Source organism: Streptomyces sp. NPDC042102, assembly GCF_055582305.1.
The window spans coordinates 1,186,074-1,207,754 of sequence record NZ_JBVJDL010000001.1; the positions used below are offsets into that span (position 1 = coordinate 1,186,074).

Consider the following 21,681-nt stretch of genomic DNA (forward strand, 5'->3'; position numbering starts at 1 on the left):
CGTGGTACGGCCCCTGACCCCCGCCGACCCGGCCACGATCGGCGGCCACCGGCTGCTGGGACGCCTGGGCTCCGGTGGCATGGGCACGGTGTACCTGGGCCGCTCCCCGGCGGGCGCGCTGCTGGCGGTCAAGGTGATCCGGGCGGACCACACGGCCGAGCCGGCCTTCCGCGCCCGCTTCCGGCGCGAGGCGCAGGCGGCCGGCCGGCTCTCCGGGCGCTGGGTGGTCCCGGTGGTCGCCGCCGACCCCGAGGCCCGCGAACCCTGGCTGGCCTCGCCGTTCGTCCCCGGTCCCTCGCTGGCGGAGGCGGTGCGGCTGCACGGTCCGCTGCCCACCGCGACGGTACGGGTGCTCGGCGCGCGCCTGGCCGAGGCGCTCAACGAGGTGCACGCCGCCGGGCTGATCCACCGGGACGTCAAGCCCGGCAACATCCTGCTCGCCCTCGACGGCCCCCGGCTGATCGACTTCGGTATCGCCCGCCCCTCGGGCGCCACGACCCTGACGGCCGTCGGAGCGATCGTGGGCACCCCCGGCTACCTCGCGCCGGAACAGGCGCGGGCCGGCGGCCCCGAACCGGGCCCGGCGAGCGACGTGTTCTCGCTGGGCTGCGTGCTGGCGTACGCGGCGACGGGCCAGGGACCGTTCGGCGGTGGCCACGCGGCCGCGGTGGTCTTCCGCGCGGTCCACGACGAACCCGAACTGACCGGCCTGCCACCGGAGCTGCTGGAGACCGTCACGGCGTGCCTGGCCAAGGACCCGGCCGCCCGGCCGTCGGCCGACGCGGTACGGGAACTCCTGGGCACCGGCCCCGGCGACGGCGGTCCCGGCGCCACCGGCCCACGGGACGGCGGTGCTGGCGGGGCCGCGTCGAGGGGAAGCGGGCCGCGGGGCGCCGCAGCGCCGGACGGCGGCCCTCGCGGCATCGATCCGCGCGGCATCGACCCGCGCGTCGCGGTCGCCCGCGACCCGGAGGTCCGGGACGCGGGGATCCAGGACGCGGAAATCCGTGACGCGGGCGTCCGCGGCTCCGGTGGCCCGGACGAGGGCGACAGCTGCGGCGGTGGGGTCCGTGAGTGGGCAGACGAGGACGGAGCCGGAGCCGGAGCCGGCGCGGGCGACCGTGACGGCGGCGCCTGGTTGCCGCCCCCGCTGCGCCGGCTGATCGCCGTACGCTCCACCCGCGCCCTGGACCTCACCACCGCCGCGCACACGGCCCCGGAGCACACCGCCCCGGACCGCCCCGCCGCCCAGGCCGATACGGCCGCCGCAGCTGCTGCCGCCGCAGGCACCACGGCCGCCGCCGGCGGCGCCGTGGCCGCGGGCCGGCCCGTCAGCCGCAGGCAGCTGCTGCTCGGCACGGCCGGGCTGCTCGCCGTGGGCGGGCCCGTCACCTGGTACACCACCCGCGGCACCGGGAAACGCGCCACACCGCCCGCCGCGCCCCCCGGCGACCTGCCCACCCGCACCCTGGCCCTCCAGGCCGACCTCACCGGACCCGGCCGGGCGGTCGGCCAGGCCCACGAACGGGGCATGCGGCTGGCCGTCGCCCGGCACAACGCCCGGCCCGACGCCGCGTTCCGGCTGGCCCTGCGCGTCGCCGACGACGGCGGGGACGCGACCCGCGCGACCGAGGTCGTCAAGACGCTGATCGCCGACCCGGCGGTCCTCGCGGTGACCGGGCCCACCACGCAAGGAGCGTTGCCCGCGGTGGCCGCCGCCTGCGCCGCGGCCACCCTCACGCAGGTGGCCGTGAACGTGGCCGGTGCGACCAGCGCCCAGGTGGACTGGCGCACGCTGTGCGTCACCCGCCCCGGCGAGGACGGGTACGCCCCGCCCGTGCTGCACTACCTCTCCGGGGTGCGGCCGGTGAGCCGTACCGCCCTGGTGGAGGACGGCGCGGGCGGCGAGGGGAGCTGGCAGCTCACCCGTGCCCTGCGCGAGACGCCCCCGTCGCAGGGGACGGCGACCATCCACCGGATCCCCGCCGACGGCGCCGACTTCGCCGCCACGGTACGGGAGCTGATGGCGGCCGGGGCCGAGGGCTGCGTGTTCACCGGCACCTCACCGGCGCGCGCCGCGCAGCTGGCGCGGGCACTGGCGGCCGCCTCGTTCACCGGCCCGCGCATCGGCGTCCAGCCGGCCATGACCGCCGAGTTCCTGACGGCGGCCGGAGCGGCGGCCGAGGGCTGGGTTTTCGCCTCGTACGTCGCCGACGCCCGCGTCGTGCCGGCGGCGGCCGCGTTCACCGCCGCCCACCGCGCCGAGTACGGCGAGGACCCGGGGCCCTGGGCGATGGAGGCGTACGACGCGACGGGCCTGCTCGCCACCGCCCTGACAGCTCTCGCGGGGCACGCCACCGACCGGCCGGCGCTCGCCCTGCGGATCTTCCGTACCGCCCACGAGGGCATCTCCAAGCCGCTGGCCTTCGCCGAGGACCACGTCCTGTCCGGTCCCCGCACCGCCCACCTCTACCGGGTGCTGTCCGGGGCCTACCGCTACCTGGGCCTGTACCCGGACGTGCGCGCGGATTCCCCCGGCGCCGTCTGACGGCGGGCCGCCGCGCCGCCACCGTCGCCGCCCTGCTTGACGGCCCGCAGGATGACGAACTTCGGGTCACCGGCCACCAGTTGGCAGTTGCCGAACAGCCGGCGCAGCCGCACGTGGTAGCCCAGGTGCCGGTTGCCGACGACCCACAGTTCGCCGCCCGCACGCAGCGCCCGGCGGGCCTGCGCGAACATGCGCAGCGCGGTCGTGTCGGTCGTCGCCTGGTGCGAGTGGAAGGGCGGGTTGTTCAGGACGAGGTCCACCGAGCCGGGCGTCAGCGCGGCCAGCCCGTCCCCGACGAGGAACCGCGCCGTGGCGTCCACCGCCCCGGCATTGGCGCGGAAGGTGGCCTCGGCCGAGGCCACGGCCTGGTACGACTCGTCGGCGAAGATCACCTCGGCGCCCGGGTTCGCGCGCGCGGCCGCCGTACCGACGACGCCGTTGCCGCAGCCCAGGTCGGCGATGCGGGCCGCGCCGGTGCCCGTGGGCAGGTGCCCCAGCAGGAACCGGGTGCCGATGTCGAGGCGGTCGGCGCAGAAGACCCCGGCATGGTTGACGACGGTCAGCCCTTCGGCGGCTCCCGCGCCGGCGTCCGGCCCGAGCGTGTACGTCAGCGGCCACGGACTGGCGCCGGGAGCGGCGCCCCCGGCCCCCCGGGGCGTACAGAAGATCAGCCGCGCCTTCCGCTCGGCGAGCGAGGTCCGGGTCGGTCCGAGGACCTTCTCGAAGAGGTTCAGCGTGGAGGTGTGGATCTCCTTGACCATGCCGGTGCCCACGACCACCGTGTCCGCGTGCACGTGCGGCGCCAGCCGGTGCAGCTGGTCCTCCAGCAGCGCCAGGCTCTTGGGCACCCGTACCAGCAGGACGTCGATCCGCTCCGGCGGGGCGTCCTGCGTGCTCAGCAGCCGTACGTCCGACGGCGCCACCCCGGCCCGCTCCAGGTTGGCCCTGCTGGCCTCGTGCGCGAGATGGGAGTCGGTGATCTGCACGGGCCGGTGCGCGGCCAGGGCCGTCACCAGCGCGCCCCAGCGGTCCCCGACCACCGTGACCTGCCGGTCCGCGAGCTCCACCGGCCCCCGCTCACCCGTACCGGCGGCCAGGTGCCGCAGCAGGTACTCGTCGGCGGCGTCCCAGGCACGCAGCCGGTCGCGGGGGTCCTCGGGGAAGCGGGTGAGCTCGTACGAGCCGAAGGGCGTGGTCAGACGGTTCATCGTGCCCCCAGGCTAACCCGTGACACCGCCGCCCCCGCGCCCTCCGGCCCCTCCCCGCTACACCTCGGGGAACTCGCCGGCCATCGCGGCGGCGATCCGCAGGTGCGGGGCGGCCTCGGCCTTCCGGCCCTGCCGCTCCAGCGTGCGTCCGAGCAGCAGCTGCGCGTAGTCCTCGACGGGCCAGCGCTCCAGGATGGCCCGCAGCTCCCGCTCGGCGCGCCCGAGCTGCGCGGAGTGGTAGTAGGCGCGGGCCAGCAGCAGCCGGGGCGCCAGCTGCTCGGGTGCCTCGGCGGTCAGGCCGTCCAGGATGCGCGCGGCCGGGGCGTACTCCTTCGCGTCGAAGAAGAGCTGGGCGCGCGACCAGCGCTCGGAGGGTGTTCCGTGGTCGTAATAGGCGGTCGGGGTGTTCATGGTCGCTGCAACACGCCGCCCCCGCGCAAACATTCCACCGAACGAGCCGCCCTCCGGCGGGCTAACTTGTCCGCATGAGCAATCTCGATCGCCAGCCCGCGCTGTCCACGTGCGGCGGACGCGGCTTCGTCGTCGCGGAACCGGTCCGTGAACTCCTCAGCCCCCGTCAGGTCAAGCTCGGCGAGGCCACCGAGGTCCGCAGGCTGCTGCCGAACCTGGGCCGCCGTATGGTCGGCGCCTGGTGCTTCGTCGACCACTACGGCCCGGACGACATCGCCGACGAGCCCGGCATGCAGGTCGCTCCCCACCCCCACCAGGGCCTGCAGACGGTGAGCTGGCTGCACGAAGGTGAGGTCCTGCACCGCGACAGCGTGGGCAGCCTCCAGACGATCCGCCCGCGCGAGCTGGGCCTGATGACCTCCGGCCGCGGCATCAGCCACTCCGAGGAGAGCCCGCGGCCGCACGCCCGCTTCCTGCACGGCGCGCAGCTGTGGGTGGCCCTGCCCGACGCCCACCGCGACGTCGCCCCGCACTTCCAGCACCACGCGGAGCTCCCACAGGTCACGGCCCCGGGCCTGACGGCCACGGTCATCCTGGGCACCCTGGACACGGCGACGTCCCCCGGTACGGCGTACACCCCGATCGTCGGCGCGGACCTGGCCCTGGCGGCGGGCGCGGAAACCCGTCTCCCCCTGGACCCGGACTTCGAGTACGCGGTCCTGTCCATGTCCGGCGAGGCCCACGTCGACGGCGTCCCGGTCCTGCCGGGCTCGATGCTCTACCTGGGCTGCGGCCGCACCGAACTCCCCCTGCGCGCGACCTCGGACGCGGGCCTGATGCTCCTGGGCGGCGAGCCGTTCGAGGAGGAGATCGTCATGTTCTGGAACTGGGTCGCCAGGAGCCATGAAGAGGTCGTTCAGGCCCGTGAGGACTGGATGAACGGAACCCGATTCGGCGAGGTCAAAGGCTACGACGGCCCCCCGATCCCGGCCCCCGAGATTCCCCCGACTCACTTGAAACCACGGGGTCGTGTCAGATGAGGGCGTACAGGCGGAAAAAATAGCGGTGGCGGCGCCCGCCCGGCGGGTCAGCGCAGCTGGCGGCGGACCAGTTCGTGGAACGGGCCGGCCGGGTCGGCGAGCAGGTCCGCGGGCGGCCCCTGCTGGACGATCCGCCCGTCCGACATGACGATCACCCGGTCGGCGTCCATGATCGTGGACAGCCGGTGGGCGATCACGATGCGCGTGGCCTCCAGGGTGCGGGTGGATTCGATGACCACGCGCTGCGCCTCGTTGTCCAGCGCGCTGGTGGCCTCGTCGAGGAACAGGATGCGGGGCCTGCGGATGAGGGCCTGGGCGATCACCAGCCGCTGCCGCTGGCCGCCCGAGACGGTGCCGCCGCCGTCGGACAGCATGGTGTGCATGCCCATGGGCATGGCCTTGATGTCCTCGGCCAGGCCCGCCATCGCGGCGGCCTCCCATGCCTCGTCGAGCGAGAAGGCCTCCGCACCACGGATGCAGTCGAAGATCGACCCGCTGAAGGGCTGGGCGTTCTGCAGGACCACCCCGCACTGGCGGCGCACGGCTGCCTGATCCAGCGCCGCCAGGTCCTGGCCGTCGTACAGCACGCTGCCCTCGGCGGGCTGGTCGAAGCCGATGAGCAGGCGGAGAAGGGTGGACTTGCCGCAGCCGCTGGCACCCACGATCGCGACGAACTCACCCGCGTGCACGCGGAAGTTGACATCGTCGAGCACCAGCGGGCCGTCGTCGGCGTAGCGGTACGACAGCTGCCTGGCCTCCAGCGCGCCGCCGAGCACTCCCGGTGGGGTGCTGGATCCGCGGACCTCGGGGGTCTCCCGCAGGATCGGCTTGACCTGCTCGTACATCGGCAGCACGGCGGCGGCCGAGAGGAGCGCACCGGTCAGCTGGGTGAGCGAGGAGAGCAGCATCGTCACCGCGGTGCTGAAGGTGAGGAACTCGGCGGCGGACATGGTGCCGCGGGCCGGGCCGGCCAGCAGCATGAACATCACGAGCGTGCACAGCGGCAGTTGGACCGCGCCCAGCACCGTGATGAGGTTCTGGATCCGGCCGGCGCGCTGCTGCAGCTCGCGGGTACGGGCGAATTCCCGCGCCCAGGCGGCGTAGGCGAAGTTCTCGGCCGCGGCGATGCGCAGCTTGGGCAGCCCGCGCAGGGTCTGGAAGGCCCGGTTGTTGAGGCTGTTGCCGAGCGTGATCAGCCGGCGCTGGTAGCGCAGCTGCCACAGCCCGAGGCCCAGCAGCACCGCGGCGATGACGAGCAGCATGGCGACCGCCGCCAGGGCCAGCGGCACGCTGTAGACGAGGAGGAGGACGAGGTTCACCGTGCCGACCGTGCTCGCCTGTACGCAGACCGGGGCGATGCCGGACAGTACGCGGCGGATCGCGCTGATGCCCATGGCCGCACTGGCCAGTTCGCCCGTGGAGCGGCCCGCGAAGAACTTCGTCGGCAGCCGCAGCAGCCGGTCCCACACCGCGGGCTGGAGCGTGGCCTCGATCCGTCCCTCCATGCGCAGCAGGGAGATGTTCTGCAGCAGCATGAAGGCGGCCGAGACGACGGCGGTCGCGATCAGCGCGACGGTGGTCTGCACGATGAGTCCGCTCTCGGCCCCGGGCACGTACTCACCGAGCACGGTTCCGGTGGCGATGGGCACCAACGCGCCCAGCAACACCGCGACCAGTCCGCCCAGCATGAGGCTGCGCAGCTCTGCTCGGGTACCGCGGACACTGAAGCGCAGCAGCGCCGGGAGGCCGGACTTCCCTTCGGGCAGCGGTCGGTAGAGCATGACGGCGCCCGGCTCGTAGGCGTCCGCGGTGTTTGCGGTGATCCGCTCGCGCCGGCCGGCGGGGTCGACCGCCTCGTACCGGCCGCGCCGCCACAGCAGGGCGACCGGTGTGCCGTCGTTTGTGCACCGGCCCACGAGGGGCCCGCTGTTCTCCCGCCACCACCGCCCGCTCAGCCGGACGGGCCGGGTGCGGACCCTGGAGGCGAGCGCGATGCGTTCGACGGGGTCCATGCGCTCGGGGGCGGTGCCGGCCGCACCCGGTTCGGACAGGGTGATACGGGCCTCGGCGGCGACCAGCCGGCACACGGCGAAGGTCGCGTCGGCGCTCGCCCCGTGGTGGGACGCCCGGCCGGAGCGGCCGATGGAGGACAGCAGCGCCCGGTCCGCCTGGGTGCGGGCCGCCAGGCCGGCTTCGATGCCGGCCGCCGTACGGTCCTCGTGGGCGCGCGCGAGCTGTTCGATCCAGTCGTCCAGGGCGTACAGCAGCCGGTACTGCTGGTCGACCATGCCCTGCCACATCGCCGCGTCGAGGAGGAGGGTGCCGACCGGCTCCGCCTCGTACGCGGCGCCGTACTGCACGCTGCCCGGGGTGATCTGCATCCACAGGACCTCGTCGTCGGCCCCGGCGTGCCCGGTGGGGGCGCGGCCGTCCAGCGGTGCCTGGTAGAGCACGCGCAGGCCCCGGCCGATGCCGAGCGCGAACGCGTTCTCCAGCGGGCTGAGCCGTCCCCCGGCTTCGGCGTACCCGTACCCCCCGTACCTCCCCCGGACTCCGTCCGGGGGGACCCCCAGGTCGCCGTACTCCTGGCGGTACAGCTCCCGCAGCTCGATGCGGCGCAGCCCGCACCCCTGCAGGGGGCGGCCGACCAGCGTGTGCCCCGGGCCCTCCGGCGGGCCCATCAGCAGGGTGCCCGCCTCCAGCCGGCCCAGGAAGTGCCAGTGCCCGGCCTGCGCGCCGTCGACGGCGAACAGGTCCAGCTCGCCGTGTACGACGAGCCACAGGACGAGTGGGCCCTCCAGGGACATGCTGCGCAGGCCCGTGCAGTCCACCGGTGAGCCGAGGCCGCCCAGGGCCGTGACGACCGGGTCGGTTTCCGTGGCGTGGTACGAGGTCGTCACCTCAGCGCTCCTTGACCAGTTCGGCGTACGGGCCCTGCGCCGCGACCAGGTACTCGTGCCGCCCGCGTTCCACGACGGTGCCCCGGTCGAGTACGAGGATCTCGTCGCTGTCGCGGACCGTGCTCAGCCGGTGGGCGATGACCACACAGGCGCAGCCACGTCGCCGCAGGTTGTCGATGACGACCTGTTCGGTCGCCGCGTCCAGGGCACTGGTCACCTCGTCGAGAACCATGATGCCGGGGCGGCGCACCAGCGCCCGGGCGATCTCCAGGCGCTGGCGCTGGCCGCCGGAGAAGTTGCGGCCGTCCTGCTCGACGCGGCTGTGGATGCCGCCGGGGCGACGGGCGACCACGTCGTGTACGGCGGCGTCCTCCAGGGCGGCGACGACGGCCTCGTCGGGGATGGAGGGGTCCCACAGGGTGACGTTGTCGCGGACGGTGCCTTCGAAGAGGAAGACGTCCTGGTCGACGAAGGAGACGGAGGCGGCCAGCGCGCCGCGGGGAATGTCCGCCAGCCGCATCCCGTCGATCCGGATCGCGCCCGCCCAGGGGGCGTACAGGCCCGCTATCAGCCGGGACACGGTGGATTTGCCGCTGCCGGAGCCTCCGACGAGGGCAATCTGCTGCCCCGGGCGGACCGTCAGCGAGAAGTCCTTGAGCAGCGGGGCGTCCAGGGGGCTGTAGCCGAAGGTGACGTTGTCCAGCTCGACATGGCCCCCCAGCCGGCGTGTGCTCGCGGCGGGCTCCCGCCGCGAGTAGACCGGGTCGACGGGGAAGTTCTCGACGTCCTTGAGGCGGGCGACGTCGGCCGCGAAGTCCTGGATCCGTCCGGCGACACCGTTCAGCCGGGTGATCGGCGCGGTGAAGCTGGTCACCAGGGCCTGGAAGGCGACGAGCAGTCCGACGGAGAGGTGCCCCTCCACCGCCCGCAGGCCGCCGATCATCAGGATCAGCGCGCTGTTGAGCGCGCCCAGCGTGGGTGCGACGACGGCCAGCCACGCGCTGGGCACACCGAGCCGTTGCTGCACGTCGAGGGTGAGGGCGTGCTGTCCGGCCCAGCGGCGGAAGAACCCGTTCTCGCCGCCCGTGGCCTTCATCGTCTCGATGAGCTGGAGACCGCTGTACGAGGTGTTCGTCAGCCGGGCGCTCTCGGCGCGCAGCTTCTGGGTGCCGGTGGACCGCAGGTGGATCACGATCCGCATGGCAGCCACGTTGAGCAGCGCCACGGCCACGCCGAGGAGGGTGAGCTGCGGGTCGTACGTCCACAGCAGCACCGCGTAGAGCACGACCACGACGGAGTCCACGCCCGCGGCGGCGAGGTCGCGGGCGAGGGTCTCGGCGACCGTGTCGTTGGACTGCAGGCGCTGGACCAGGTCGGCGGGGCTGCGCTGGGTGTAGAAGGCGACGGGGAGTCTGAGCAGGTGCCGCAGGAAGCGGGCGCTGCCCAGGGTGGAGGCGATGATCCGCCCGCGCAGCAGGTTGGCCTGCTGCAGCGCGGTGAGCGTCGCGGTGAGCACGAGGGCGACCGCCATCGACGCGAACAGCACGCCGAGCAGGGAGGTCTGGTCGCCGATGAGGAACATGTCGATGTACGTGCGGCTCAGCGCGGGCGTCGCCGAGCCGACCACGACGAGCAGGAGGCTCGCGATCACGGCGGCGGCCATGGTGCCGGACGTGCCGCGCAGGCGGGTCGGCACGGCACCGAGGACGCCCGGCTTGCGGCCGGCGCGGCGGAAGCCGTCGCCGGGCTCGAAGGTGAGCACGACGCCGGTGAAGCTGGTGTCGAACTCGTCCATGGGGACGAACCGGCGGCCCTTGCCCGGGTCGTTGACGTACGCGCCCCTGCGGCCGAACCGGCGACCCATGCCGTCATAGACGACGTAGTGGTTGAACTCCCAGAAGAGGATGGCCGGACCGCGCACCTCGGCGAGCGCGGCCAGGTCCATCTGCATGCCCTTGGCCGCCAGGCCGTAACCACGGGCGGCCTTGAGGAGATTGCCGGCGCGGGAGCCGTCACGGGAGACGCCGCAGGAGATCCGCAGCTCCTCCAGGGGGACGAAGCGGCCGTAGTGGCCCAGCACCATGGCCAGGGCTGCGGCGCCGCACTCCACCGCCTCCATCTGCAGCACGGTGGGGGTGCGTACCGCGCGGGGCGTCCTGCCCTTGAGGGGGCGCGCGGGTCTGCCGTGCGAGCTGCGGCGTCTGGTGTTCCTGCCCGTCGGTTCCGGACGGCGACGGCGCGGCGCGGTCACGGCAGCAGCCACTCGACGGGGCGCTGCGGGGCGAGGTGGACGGCGCCGGTGACGAGGGTCGTGGAGTCGACGGCGTACGGGGGTCCGTCCGTGGAGGACCACCTGTAGCCCGACCTGGTGGTGGAGGAACGTTCCAGCTGTACGAGTACCGTGACCGGGTTGCCCGGCCGGGCGAACTGTCCGGCGAGCTTTCCGTCCCCGAGGAAGCCGCTGATCTGAGCCTCGGTCTGGGGGGCGCGGCCGACCGTTTTGACGCGGCCGCGCAGCACGCCGAACCGCTGCCGGGGGACGGACTGGACGGTCAGGTCGACCCGGGCGCCGACCGGGATCGCCGAGCCGCTGCCGGCGGGCACGTACAGTACGGCCACCAACGGGTCGTCCGGGTCCTGCACGCGTTCCATGGTCGCCACGTCCGCGCCGGTCGTGATGACCGAGCCCGTCTTGGCGACCAGTGTCGTCACCCGGCCGCCGGCCACGGCGCGCACGGGCCGGTCGCCCTGGTCCGTACGGACGTTGAGCAGCGGCGCCCCGGGGGGCAGGAGCTGGCCCTCATCGGCGAGGACTTGGGTGACCTGTCCCGCGACCGGACTCTGCAGTCTGTAACTGCCCTCGGCATGGGTGAGGATGCCGGGTGCGCTCAGCTTGGCGGACACGGTGCCGGTGAGGGCCCAGACGCTCGCGGCGGCCATGACGATGACCGTGACGGCCAGTACGAGCCGGCCTTGTGGGCGCGCGAAGCGTACGGGCACATCGAGTTCTTCGGGCGATTGCAGCTTGGAAAGCGCCTTTTGGCGAAACTGCACGGACTGTTCCTTCAACTGCATTCGAATGAGGTGGGGCGCACGGGCAGCCGAGAACCCCGGAGCCGTGGGGGACGCTCCGGGGCCAAAGGCATATCCGGCTCAGAGACCGGCGATACCGGTGTTCACCGAAACGCCGGTGACACCCGAGACCAGGCCGGGGGCGTTGGCGACGAGACCGCGCGCAGCCTGGACGGTCTCGAGGGAGCCCACGGTGCCCAGGACGGTGGTGACGTCGCCGGTCACGGCGCCGGCGAGGCCTCCGCCGATGCTGACGATGCCGCCGGAAACGGCGTCCAGCTCGGCGTCGGCCATCTCACGGGTCTCAATGTCGTTACGCATGGGTGCGCACCTTTCGTTCATTGAAATGTTCGAATGCCGCGGCCGCCCGACGGCCCAGAAGCCGGGCCGGCATTCCTCGACTGCCGCGGTGCGCAGATAGAAGCATGCGAACGGGTGGCCGGGCCAATTGGGTTGACGCTCCTTCACGGGTCGGCCTTCACGTCGGACGGCGAGCGTGCAGCTTCATTCACCGAATGGCGACAACCTCTCCGCGTGATCAAGTAACAGATACGGACGACGTCGCACGCCGTGGGAAGACAATCGGGCAAACCGCCACCAAGCGCACGCCCTCCGAACGGCATTCCGGGGAACCGTGAGGGGAGGTCGTCCAACCCACCCACACCATGTGGAGATCTTCGGAAGGTCACGTTCCGGAACGGACGGCCACGCCGCGTGCGCGGCGCGGCCTGGCGGTCGTCGCCGCCGCTTCTCCGCTGTGCGCGGGCACAGCGGACCCGGGCGCCCGTCGTACCTCTTGGTTACTTCTGAGTCACCCGCACGGTCATGTACCGTCCGGAACCACTTGATCCGTTTCGGCGTTCCCGACCCCCGACGAGGACTCATGACCGCCACGCTCGACACCCCGACATCTCGCATATCGGATGGAGGAGCTCTGGTCCGTTGAGATTCCGGAGCAATCGCTCAGGCCGCACGTCCGCGCTCCCGTTTCCGGAGGACCCGGCGCCTGCTCCCGCCGTCCAGGCCGACCAGGCCGTCCACGCCGTCGAGCCGGAGGCCGTGGAGGTGCAGGCGCCCCTGTCGGCCCACGAGGCAGCGCTCATCCGCGCCTCTGCGTCCGTGGTCGAGCCGCTTGCCGCGGAAATGACCGTCTACTTCTACGCGATCCTGTTTGCCCGCTATCCGGCGGTCCGTCCGATGTTCCCGCCCGGGATGGACGCCCAGCGAGGCCGCCTGCTGCGCGCACTCCTGCGCATCGTCGACCTGGTCGACGACCCCGGAGCCCTGGTCCGCTTCTGTGGAAACCTCGGCCGCGATCACCGCAAGTTCGGCACCCTCGCCGCGCACTTCCCTGCCGTGGGCGAATGCCTCCTCGCCTCCCTGGCCCGCTACGCCGGCCCCGCGTGGACCGCGGACATCGCCGCCGCGTGGACCAAGGCGTACGGCGCGGTCGCCCAGGTCATGATCAGTGCGGCAGAGGAGGACGAGGCGGTACGGCCCGCCGTATGGCCGGCAACGGTCGTGCACCGGGTCTCGCGCGGACACGGCATCGCCGAAATCACCGTGCGTCCCCACATGCCGTACGAGTACTCCGCCGGGCAGTACGTGAGCATCGAGACCCCGTGGTGGCCGAAGCACTGGCGGTACTACTCCCCTGCCAACGCACCCCGCGAGGACGGCAGCCTCACCTTTCACGTGCGCGCGGTGCCCGGCGGCTCGGTCAGCAGCGCCCTCGTACACCGGGCGGCTGTGGGCGACGTGGTCCACCTGGGAGCCCCGATGGGCGACATGGTGCTGGATGCCGCCGTCTTCAACGACCTGATCTTCGTGGCCGGCGGCACCGGCCTCGCCCCGATCCGCGCACTCGTCGAAGAGGTGGCCCGTCGCGGCGGGCGCCATCAGGTGGACCTGTTCCTCGGTGCCCGCACCGGCGCCGAGCTGTACGGGGTGGACGACATGCTCCGGATGGCGCAGCGCCATCACTGGCTGACCATCAGGGGCGCGGTCTCCCACGAGTACATTCCCGGGATCCGGGGGTCCCTGCCGGCGGTTCTGGCCGAGTACGGGCCGTGGTACCAGCACGACGTCTATCTCAGCGGCCCCGTACCGATGGTCGTCTCCGCCAAGGAGACGCTCACGCTCGGCGGCACCATGCCCGACCGTATCCATCACGACCCGTTCGAGACGCCCGTCCTGTCCATGCCCTGAGCCGAGCGCTCGCCCGTCCCATCAGGAGAACGCCCGTGCCCCTGCCCCCGCCGCCCTTCGGATCGGCAGGTGAACACCGGCTGCAGGAACTGCTGGGCACCGCCGACCGCGCCGCCCGGTTCTACGGCAAGCAGGTCCATCCGTACCTCACGCCCGAGATGCGGGAGTTCATCGGCCGTCAGACGATGGTCTTCCTCGCCACGGCCGACGCCCACGGAGAATGCGACGCCAGCTTCCGCGCCGGGCCGCCGGGGTTCGTCCACGTCATCGACGACCGCACGCTCGCCTACCCCGAGTTCCGCGGGAACGGCGTGTTCGCCAGCGCCGGCAACATGGCGGAGAACCCCCACCTGGGCATGCTCTTCGTGGACTTCACCCACCACCGCATAGGTCTCCACGTCAACGGCGTGGCCCGGCTCTACACCGACGCGGGACTGCGCTCCCGCCACCCCGGCCTGCCCACCGGGACCGCGCCCGGGCGCGGTCCCGAGATCTGGGTCCACCTGAGCGTCGAAGAGGCATACATCCACTGCTCCAAGTTCATACCCCACCTGGAACCCGCTCCCCGTCCGTCCGGCCACGACTCCGCGCGCCCCAAGGACACGGACTACTTCACCGGATCCGGGAACCGGTGACGCCTGCCCCCGCCGGGGGCCGCGGGTGGGAACGGGGGCGTCCCGGTCGTACGTGCGGAACCAGCGGCCGCTCTTGGGCCGCGGCGGCAGCCGCCCGGCTCGGGGCGATCGTTCTGCTGGCGGGCGGTGGTCTGTGCAGTAGGCCGTCCGTCAGCGTCCGACCTCGAGGTCGGTCAGGACGAGCAGGAGGCGCAGCGGGGCGGTGGCGCGGGCGGTCTCCGTGCGCAGCTCCACCTCTCATCGAAGCTTGAAGCTCAGGGAGCCTTCTGGCCGGTGAGGAACGCCTGGACCACGGGCAACGTGAGATCCGTTCGCAGGAAGGTGTCGAGATGCCCGCAGCCGGGCAGTTCCGCCAGGGTAGCGCTGCGAATTCGGTCGGCTGTCCGCTGAATCGCAGGAAGCTGAGGGTCTCGATCTCCGGCGAGCAGGAGCAGCGGGACGGTGCAGGTAGCAAGCGCGTCCAGGACGCTGTCGCGGTTGTCCAGGGCGAGGGTCAATGCCGCCAGGGCATTCGGGTCGGCGGCTTGGATCACGGTGCGCAGCCATGCGGGGAGCGACCCCTGACGCTCCAGCGACTCGATGAACGGTGCGGTGCCCGCAGTGCGGAACACCGCGGCTTCCTCCTCCGCGGCAGCCGGCTCGACGTTGACCGGGCCGGCATGGGCGCCGCCCGCGACGAGCGAGGTCAGCCGCTCCGGGTGGCCGGCGAGCAGATGCAGGCCGATAATGCCGCCCATCGAGGCTCCCCACATGGCCGCCCGGTCGATGTCGAGCGCGTCGAGCACGGCGAGAACGTCGTCGACCTGACGGCTGATTTCGTAGCTGCCCGCGTCGTGGGGCGCTCCGCTGTCGCCGTGCCCGCGGGCGTCGATCAGGACGAGACGAAAGGCATCGGCAAGAGCGCCGACGTGACCGGCGGAGTGCCAGGTGGTGCGGTCTCCGAAGAAGCCGTGCAGCAGCACCAGGGGATCTCCACGGCCCACGGCCTCGAACCCGATCGTCAGTCCGTCACTGCTGGTGATCCGCATGTTCCCAGCCTGGAGGACGGCCACCCGCTCGTGCAATGTGTGTTCAGCCAGGTGATCCACAGGAAATGGCCTGGTCCTGCGGCGGGTTGCTGTGCAGGTTGCGCCGTTCACGGCGGTTGGGGTGGCGGATGACTACTCCCCCCATGCCGCCGGACCCGGTGAGCCGGATCAGCGGAGTTCCCGGGAGCCGGTTGAGCGTGGTCTCGTCCTTCAACCCGCCGCGGCCGGGGTCCATGCCGCTCGTGTCCGCGGCCCAGCCGTCGGGGATGACGATCGTGACACCGGACGTCTCCCCGTACGCCTCCACCGCGACTTCGGTGAGGCGGCACTCGACCCGGGTGAAGTCGAGCTTCACACCCCCCACGCCTCCATGAGCGGTGATGTGCTCGGAAACCTCCCAGCGCCCGGGGCCTCTCGACGCGCCATACATGCCGCCCTTGAGCACCAGCGAAGGCTGGCTCTCAGCGGCGGTCAGCCTGGGCAGGTCGGCGGTCACGCGGGCCAACTCGGCGTGAGTCTTGGATTTCAGCGCCTGCTCCAGGCGCGAATCCAGCTCATCGAGGTCGATTCGCCCCTCGGCTGCCGCGTCGCGCAGTTGCTCCACCACTGCTTCCCGGTCGTTGTGAGAAGCGCGGAGCTCTCCTGATGGAGCAGGGCGCGGAGAGGGCTCCGGAGGCTGGGCGGTCATGGCCACAAGGATAGGCAGCCAGCGGGCTGAGCGGAACGGGCTGCCTGAAGGCTGCGGAAGCGGTGAACCGGACGGCGCGCGGGGTCGTCGGCGCACACGGTGTACGAGGAAACAGCCTCGGTCACCGTCCCCGGGGCCGTGTTGTGGCGGGCCGCGGGTGGCGGCGGGACGGTGCTGCCCGACGGGTGCATGGACGTGCTGTGGGTCGACGGGCGGCTGCTCGTCGCCGGGCCCGACACCGGGCCTCATCGCGCCGGTGAGGTCCCGGGCCGGGCGTTCGTCGGGATCCGGCTCCCGCCCGGAACCGCGCCCGCGCTGCTCGGCGTACCGGCGCGGGCCGTGCGGGACCGGCGGGTCGAGCTCGCCGACCTGTGGCCGTGGCGGGAGGTGAGGCGCCTCGCCGGGCTGGTCGCCGGGTACGGGGACCCGCGCGCGGGGCTCGAAGCGCTGGCCACCCGCCGCGCCGCCGACGCGGGGCCGCCCGACGCCTTCGGGTACGGACCCCGCACGCTCGGCCGGATCCTGCGGCTGCGGCGCGCCCCGGCCCTGGCCCGCTCCGGGATGCGCCATGCCGACATCGCGTACAGGGCTGGGTACGCCGACCAGGCACATCTCGCCCGCGAGGTACGTGCGCTCGCCGGGACCACGTTGAGTGCCTACACGGGCTCCGACGGGGCGAAGAGGGAGACCTCGCAGCCGTCCGGGTCGCGGATCACGGCGTAGCGCTGGCCCCAGAAGGCGTCCCAGGGCTTCAGGTGCCCGGCGTGTCCCGCGGCGGTCAGCTCGGCGTACAGCGCGTCCACCTCGGCAGGGGAGTCGCACAGGAAGGCCAGCCCGGCTCGCGCGCTGCCGGAGGGCGGGGTCCAGGACGGGTCGAAGGAGCGCATGGTCTCCTCCGTGTCCCAGCCGATCCGCATCCCGCCGGGCAGGGCGGCCTCGACGTGGGGCTGCCCGTCGGCCTCGGCGGGGATCTCCAGGCCGAGCCGGCGGTAGAAGGCGAGCGAGGCGGCCATATCGGAGACGACGAGGCCGATCATGTCGAGTCGTGGAGTCATGTCGGCAGCCTAGACACGTTATGCCGTGGCGGTCTTGAATGAATCGGACGCCGCCTGCGCGACCCCATACCGCTCTTTTCGAAAGCATGGACGGGCCGGACGTTGTGATGTCCAGGTCCGGCCCGTCCGTCCGCTGCTAGAGGTCGAGTTGGTACTGGTGTGTCGTGTGCGTGGGCGAGTAGCCGAGACTGTCGTTGATCTGTCTCATGTGCGTGTTGCTGTCGGCGATGTCCGTCAGGAGGCCACCGAGGTCCGGGTAGCGCCCGTGGGCGTGTCGGATCGACTCGGCCTTCATCCATCGGCCAAGGCCGTGTCCGCGGTGCTCGGGCAGCACGCCGGTGCCGTAGTGCTGGGCGTCACCTGTCCCGTTGCCGGGGACGACCAGCTCGGTGAAGCCGGCGATCGAGTCGTCGGAGGTGTCGACGGCGGCGACGGTGTGCAGGTGGTCGCCGCGCCGTTCGACGGCCTTCGCCGCGGCCCGGACCCGGTCCACGTCCCAGGCGACGATGCCGTAGTCGGTGTCGTCCATGGGCATGTCGTCCATGGCGCGACGTGAGGCGGCGAACGTCTCGGCGAGGTCGTCCGGCACGGTTCCCTGCCATGACGTCAGCCGGTAGCCGGGGTGCGGGCGCTCGATGATGCGGGCGAGGGCGCTGGTGTCCGCGTCGGCCAGCGGCAAGCGGGAGAACCTCAGCGTGAGGACCTTCCGGAAGCCGTGCGCTGGCAGGAAGTGGTCGCCCGGCGATCCGGCCTCGGCCTGCGCGATGACGCAGCTGCGGGCGTCGTCCCGGGCGGCGGCCACGGCGGCGTCGAGGAGCTGCGAGCCGACGTGCCGGCGTCGCTCCGCCGGATGGACCTGGAGGGTCAGTTCGGCCAGGTGCTCCTGTTCGGGGCTGTTGAACAGGCGCAGAAAGGCGGTTCCGGTGGGGATGGAATCGGCGTCGGACGCCAACCATGCAAGACGTCGGCTGTTCGGGCCGTGAACGGGATCGGTCAGCGGGGTGATGCGAGACGACAAGGTGTCTCCGTCGTGAGGAAGTGGCAAAGGTCAGTACGCGGACTCAACACCTGGACGCTCCTGCGCATGTGCTCCACACCTCCTCGTCGACAGCGCCGGTCCCGGACAACACCGGACGGCTGGGAGAACTTAGCCGGCCCATCGGTTCCTCGGCAAAGAGTTAACGAAAGACCGGTGCGAACGTGCGGTCACAGCCACTCGTCGATGGCCGCGACCAGCACGGTTGCCTCGTATGCCCACTCGGCCGTGCCGCTGCGGTCGTTGGCGGCCCAGGCCCAGGCCCAGGCCCAGGCCCAGGCTTGCCGCGCCGCCCGGTGATGATGAAGGCCTCGCTGGGCCCGGCCACCTTGTAGGAGCCCCGCTCCAGCGGGCCGGCCGCGGTGGCCGCGTACTTCACGGCTGTCCCGCCAGCCGTAGCAGGACCTCGCCGTAGCCGTCCGCGGGGATGGCGGTGACCACGGTCCCGGCCGAGCCGACCAGTTCGGCCCCGCGCGGTGCGGCCCCGCTGCGGTCGCCCATCAGGGCCCGGCTCAGCCGGCCCCCGTACCGGCCAAGGCCCCCGCGGCGGTTGCCGCCCCCGGCCCGAGTCCGGTGGACCCGAGCACGATCGCCCCCGTGAAGCCGGTCATCTCATCCGGACCGAGCGCCGGGTTCGGCGGGGAACGACCGCGAGCCGGGATTGGCTCGGACGGCGAGGCGGGGGAGGCTGTGACCGGCACACGACGATTGCCGGACGGCGAGGAGCGGACTGGTGCGGGCACGTGATCTTGCGGTGGGGTACGAGACGGTCGGCCGGGACACCGATGCCCTGGAGGCCGCCCGGCTGATGGCCGGGCATCGTCTGCCGGCGCTGCTGGTCGTGGACCGTTCCGGTGCTCCGCATGCCATCCTGCCGGCCTCGCAGATGGTCAAGCTGCTGGTACCGGAGTACGTGATCGAGGATCAGAGGCTGGCGGCCGTCGTGGACGAGCGGCACGCCGACCGGCTGTGCGAGGCGCTGGAGGGCCGTAGCGTCGGCGACTGCCTGCCGGAGCAGTCGGAGCCGCCGCCGGTCGTCGCACCTGACGCCACGGCGCTGGAGGTGGCGGCGCTGATGGCCAGGGTCCGCAGCCCGCTGATCGCCGTGGCGGAGCGGGACCAGGGAGGAACTCGGCTGTACGGAGTGATCACCGCGGCACATCTGCTCGACCGGTTGCTGGGCGCCGTGTCCTGACGGGCGGTGCTGCCCGCCTCCCTCGGGTTGCGCGTACGACGGGCGAACGGGTCAGGCCAGGGCGAAATAGCGCAGCCAGACGTATCCGGCAGCGATCAGCACGGTGACGGCGGTGACCACGAGGCCGTACCTGGTGAAATGCCAGAAGGTGATGGGGGTCCGGTTGCGTTCGGCGATGCCCAGGACGACGACGTTGGCGGAGGCACCGATGGCGGTGGCGTTGCCGCCGAGGCCGGCGCCGATGGCGAGGGCCCACCACAGCACGTGGTCCCCGGACCCGCCCGCCGCGGCGACGAGATCACTGATGACGGGCGCCGTCGTGGCCACGTACGGGATGTTGTCGATGACGCCCGACAGCGCGGCGGAGCCACCGAGCAGGAGCATGGTGCCGCCCAGTTCGTTGCCGCCGACGGCGCCGGCGAGGGCCTGTGACACCTCACCGATGACACCGGTCTCGATGAGCCCGCCGATCATGACGAACAGGCCGGCGAAGAAGGCAAGGGTGGGCCACTCGACCTCCTCGAGTACCTTCCCGGTCTCCGCGCTGGACACGGCGACCAGCAGACCGGCGCCGAGGAGTGCCACCACGCTGGGCTCGTAGTGCAGCACCGGATGCAGCACGAATCCGGCGACGACCAGGGCGAGGACGATGAGGCCCTGGACGAGCAGCCGGGGATCGGCGATGGCCTCGCGCTCCTGCAACTCCATGATCTCGGCGGCGCGGGCCTCGTCGTACACGAAGGACTTCCGGAACAGCCAGCGGCACAGCGCGACGAGGACCAGTACCAGCAGCGCGGACAGCGGAGCGAGGTGGACGAGGAAGTCGTTGAAGGTGAGGCCGGCCCGGCTGGCGATGATGATGTTCGGCGGATCGCCGACGAGGGTCGCCGTACCGCCGATGTTGGAGGCCAGGACCTCCGCGATCAGGAACGGCGCCACCGGCAGCGCCAGCCGTTCGCAGACCAGCAGGGTCACCGGGGCGATCAGGAGCACGGTGGTGACGTTGTCCAGCAGGGCGGAGGCCGCCGCCGTGATGACGATCAGCATGGCCATCACCCGGAAGGGTCGGGCCTTCGCCCTTTTCACGGACCAGATGGCGAGGTATTCGAACATGCCGGTCCGTTTCAGCACCCCGACGATCGTCATCATGCCGAGCAGCAGGAAGATGACGTTCCAGTCGATGCCGCTGTGCTCGGAGTAGAAGGCGGCCTTGTCGTCGGTGGCCCCGATGGCCAGCATCAGACCGGCCCCGCCGAGGGCTGCCGCCACCCGGTGGACCTTCTCGGTGATGATCAGAGCGTAGGCGCCGGCGAAGACGGCGACCGCCGCCCAGCTCTGCCAGTCGTTCACGATTCTCCCGATCAGCAAAGAGGGTCGTCGCGCATTCGCCGACCAGGCTTCCCGGCACACCGCTGGGCACCTTACTGGCTCTTTACGGGATGTTGACACGTTCCTGGCGGGCATTCGGGGGGTCCGGATGTTGCCCACCCCGACGCCCTCACCCGCAGCCGCAGCGCCACCCACCTGGCAGCCCCCGCCTTCGCCGGAGCGATGACGGGCCGCCGCATGGCGCGTGTCACTCTTGGTCCGCGTCAAGGACACGTCAACGGGCGCGTGTCGGGATCGGGGGTGGCATGGCAGAGCAGCGAGCGGTCGAGGCGCACCTGGCGGGGTACGCCGAGACGTTGCTGGACACGTGCGCCACGGGTCGCCGGCTCACCCGGGACGAACTCGACGTCCGGCGGGCCGAAGGCGAGCGGGCGGCGGAGTCGGGAGTGGGGCTCCGAGGCCTGGTGCGGGCCCATCTCAGAGCCGCCCGGGAGCTTCAGCCCGGGCTTCCGGCACGTGCGGTCGGGCACCTGCTGGCGGCCGTCGAGCAGTCTGTCGACGCGTTCGCCGAGGGCTACGAGCAGGCGTACGCGGCCACCGGCGGCGGCAGGGGCGCCATCGGCCGGGCGCATTCCGGCCCCGGAGGCGTGGTCCACTCCTACGACGAGGCCCTGAACGCACTCGACCTCGCCGAGCGGATGGAGCTCGAAGGCCCGGTGCTGCACGCGGCCGACCTCCTCGTCTACCCGGTCCTCACACGGGACCGCCAGGCCATGGCCGACCTGGTGGAGAGCGTCCTCGGCCCGCTCCAGCAGGCCCGCGGCGGCGCACAACCCCTCATCGACACGCTCACCGCCTACTTCGACAGCGGCTGCGTCGCCACCGACGCGGCCCGCCGGCTCTCGCTGAGCGTGCGTGCGCTGACGTACCGCCTGGAGCGCATCCACACCCTCGCCCGGGCCGACCCCGCCGACCCACGGCACCGCTACACCCTCCAGACCGCCGTCATCGGCGCCCGCCTGCTGGGCTGGCCCGCCAAGCCGTCCTGACATACGGCGTCAGGCGTCGGCATCCCCGGAGCCGGTGACGAAGGCGACCAGCAGGCCCGCGAGTACCGCCCACGCGGCTGCGACGGGCCCGGCGGCGGCCCAGCCCAGCACCCCGAGCGCCAGGCCGACCGAGGCTCCGGTGGCCATGGCACGCCGGTCGGTCAGGAAGGCCCACTGACGCCGCCCGCTTCCCGGCTCGCGGATCTCGGCCACTGCCGTTCTGATCACCAGGGCCGCCATGACGACGGCGATGCAGAGGAAAGTGATCGCCACCGTATT

At 72.4% G+C, this 21,681-nt stretch carries 19 protein-coding genes and 1 pseudogene; 7 read left to right on the forward strand and 13 right to left on the reverse strand.

Annotated features, from left to right (window positions below; all coding sequences use genetic code 11):
* Position 1 precedes the first annotated feature (1 nt).
* Positions 2-2,548, forward strand: coding sequence for a bifunctional serine/threonine-protein kinase/ABC transporter substrate-binding protein (locus tag ACZ6KO_RS04940; protein WP_469300030.1), 2,547 nt, complete (start codon positions 2-4; stop codon positions 2,546-2,548).
* Here the strand turns inward: ACZ6KO_RS04940 and ACZ6KO_RS04945 are convergent.
* Together ACZ6KO_RS04945 and ACZ6KO_RS04950 are read right to left on the reverse strand one after the other, a co-directional pair.
* Positions 2,497-3,747 (reverse strand): methyltransferase, encoded by a 1,251-nt coding sequence (locus ACZ6KO_RS04945; protein ID WP_469301544.1) that lies wholly within the window; start codon positions 3,745-3,747, stop codon positions 2,497-2,499. The two genes, ACZ6KO_RS04940 and ACZ6KO_RS04945, sit on opposite strands and share 52 nt — an antisense overlap.
* 66 nt (positions 3,748-3,813) lie before the next feature.
* Positions 3,814-4,167: a tetratricopeptide repeat protein gene (locus ACZ6KO_RS04950; protein ID WP_469300032.1), complete on the reverse strand. Its 354-nt coding sequence runs from the start codon at positions 4,165-4,167 to the stop codon at positions 3,814-3,816.
* Between the two features lie 74 nt (positions 4,168-4,241).
* Here ACZ6KO_RS04950 and ACZ6KO_RS04955 point away from each other — a divergent pair, with 74 nt between their 5' ends.
* Positions 4,242-5,207 carry a pirin family protein gene (locus ACZ6KO_RS04955; RefSeq protein WP_469300035.1) on the forward strand — a complete coding sequence of 322 codons (966 nt, stop codon included), beginning with the start codon at positions 4,242-4,244 and terminating at the stop codon, positions 5,205-5,207.
* Between the two features lie 47 nt (positions 5,208-5,254).
* Here the strand turns inward: ACZ6KO_RS04955 and ACZ6KO_RS04960 are convergent, their stop codons facing one another.
* The 4 genes from ACZ6KO_RS04960 to ACZ6KO_RS04975 all read right to left on the reverse strand — a co-directional run bounded on the left by ACZ6KO_RS04960 (position 5,255) and on the right by ACZ6KO_RS04975 (position 11,500).
* Positions 5,255-8,107 carry an NHLP bacteriocin export ABC transporter permease/ATPase subunit gene (locus tag ACZ6KO_RS04960; RefSeq protein WP_469300037.1) on the reverse strand — a complete coding sequence of 951 codons (2,853 nt, stop codon included), beginning with the start codon at positions 8,105-8,107 and terminating at the stop codon, positions 5,255-5,257.
* 1 nt (position 8,108) lies between these two features.
* Entirely contained in the window at positions 8,109-10,226 is a 2,118-nt protein-coding gene (locus ACZ6KO_RS04965) for an NHLP family bacteriocin export ABC transporter peptidase/permease/ATPase subunit (RefSeq protein ID WP_469301547.1), read from the reverse strand.
* Positions 10,227-10,354: 128 nt separating this feature from the next.
* Positions 10,355-11,161: a hypothetical protein gene (locus ACZ6KO_RS04970; protein ID WP_469300039.1), complete on the reverse strand. Its 807-nt coding sequence runs from the start codon at positions 11,159-11,161 to the stop codon at positions 10,355-10,357.
* Positions 11,162-11,260: 99 nt separating this feature from the next.
* Entirely contained in the window at positions 11,261-11,500 is a 240-nt protein-coding gene (locus tag ACZ6KO_RS04975) for a hypothetical protein (protein ID WP_469300041.1), read from the reverse strand.
* A gap of 621 nt (positions 11,501-12,121) precedes the next feature.
* Here ACZ6KO_RS04975 and ACZ6KO_RS04980 point away from each other — a divergent pair.
* Positions 12,122-13,387, forward strand: coding sequence for a globin domain-containing protein (locus ACZ6KO_RS04980; protein ID WP_469300043.1), 1,266 nt, complete (start codon positions 12,122-12,124; stop codon positions 13,385-13,387).
* Between the two features lie 35 nt (positions 13,388-13,422).
* Positions 13,423-14,022, forward strand: coding sequence for a pyridoxamine 5'-phosphate oxidase family protein (locus ACZ6KO_RS04985; protein ID WP_469300045.1), 600 nt, complete (start codon positions 13,423-13,425; stop codon positions 14,020-14,022).
* Positions 14,023-14,276: 254 nt separating this feature from the next.
* Here the strand turns inward: ACZ6KO_RS04985 and ACZ6KO_RS04990 are convergent, their stop codons facing one another.
* Complete coding sequence (locus ACZ6KO_RS04990) at positions 14,277-15,050, reverse strand: alpha/beta fold hydrolase (RefSeq protein WP_469300047.1); 774 nt, start codon at positions 15,048-15,050, stop codon at positions 14,277-14,279.
* 43 nt (positions 15,051-15,093) lie between these two features.
* Positions 15,094-15,738: a DUF1707 SHOCT-like domain-containing protein gene (locus tag ACZ6KO_RS04995; protein ID WP_469300050.1), complete on the reverse strand. Its 645-nt coding sequence runs from the start codon at positions 15,736-15,738 to the stop codon at positions 15,094-15,096.
* A 99-nt stretch (positions 15,739-15,837) separates the two neighbouring features.
* On the opposite strand from ACZ6KO_RS04995, the gene ACZ6KO_RS05000 reads away from it, so the two are divergent.
* Positions 15,838-16,461: a helix-turn-helix domain-containing protein gene (locus tag ACZ6KO_RS05000; RefSeq protein ID WP_469300052.1), complete on the forward strand. Its 624-nt coding sequence runs from the start codon at positions 15,838-15,840 to the stop codon at positions 16,459-16,461.
* Here ACZ6KO_RS05000 and ACZ6KO_RS05005 read toward each other — a convergent pair.
* From ACZ6KO_RS05005 to ACZ6KO_RS05015, 3 genes and pseudogenes are all read right to left on the reverse strand, one after another.
* On the reverse strand, positions 16,395-16,793 hold the full coding sequence (locus ACZ6KO_RS05005) for a VOC family protein (protein WP_469300054.1): 399 nt from the start codon (positions 16,791-16,793) through the stop codon (positions 16,395-16,397). The two genes, ACZ6KO_RS05000 and ACZ6KO_RS05005, sit on opposite strands and share 67 nt — an antisense overlap.
* Positions 16,794-16,929: 136 nt before the next feature.
* Positions 16,930-17,811: a GNAT family N-acetyltransferase gene (locus tag ACZ6KO_RS05010; RefSeq protein ID WP_469300056.1), complete on the reverse strand. Its 882-nt coding sequence runs from the start codon at positions 17,809-17,811 to the stop codon at positions 16,930-16,932.
* Between the two features lie 352 nt (positions 17,812-18,163).
* Positions 18,164-18,440 (reverse strand): annotated as a pseudogene (locus tag ACZ6KO_RS05015) (hypothetical protein); the annotation flags it as partial.
* Positions 18,441-18,562: 122 nt separating this feature from the next.
* Between ACZ6KO_RS05015 and ACZ6KO_RS05020 the strand changes: the two are divergent.
* The gene (locus ACZ6KO_RS05020) at positions 18,563-19,024 is read left to right on the forward strand and encodes a CBS domain-containing protein (protein ID WP_469300059.1); all 462 of its coding nucleotides are present in this window, start codon (positions 18,563-18,565) and stop codon (positions 19,022-19,024) included.
* Between the two features lie 51 nt (positions 19,025-19,075).
* Here the strand turns inward: ACZ6KO_RS05020 and ACZ6KO_RS05025 are convergent, their stop codons facing one another.
* Positions 19,076-20,374 carry an ArsB/NhaD family transporter gene (locus ACZ6KO_RS05025; RefSeq protein ID WP_469300064.1) on the reverse strand — a complete coding sequence of 433 codons (1,299 nt, stop codon included), beginning with the start codon at positions 20,372-20,374 and terminating at the stop codon, positions 19,076-19,078.
* 284 nt (positions 20,375-20,658) lie between these two features.
* Between ACZ6KO_RS05025 and ACZ6KO_RS05030 the strand changes: the two genes are divergently transcribed.
* Complete coding sequence (locus ACZ6KO_RS05030) at positions 20,659-21,402, forward strand: PucR family transcriptional regulator (RefSeq protein ID WP_469300066.1); 744 nt, start codon at positions 20,659-20,661, stop codon at positions 21,400-21,402.
* A gap of 9 nt (positions 21,403-21,411) precedes the next feature.
* Here the strand turns inward: ACZ6KO_RS05030 and ACZ6KO_RS05035 are convergent, their stop codons facing one another.
* On the reverse strand, positions 21,412-21,675 hold the full coding sequence (locus tag ACZ6KO_RS05035) for a hypothetical protein (RefSeq protein ID WP_469300069.1): 264 nt from the start codon (positions 21,673-21,675) through the stop codon (positions 21,412-21,414).
* Between the last annotated feature and the right edge of the window lie 6 nt (positions 21,676-21,681).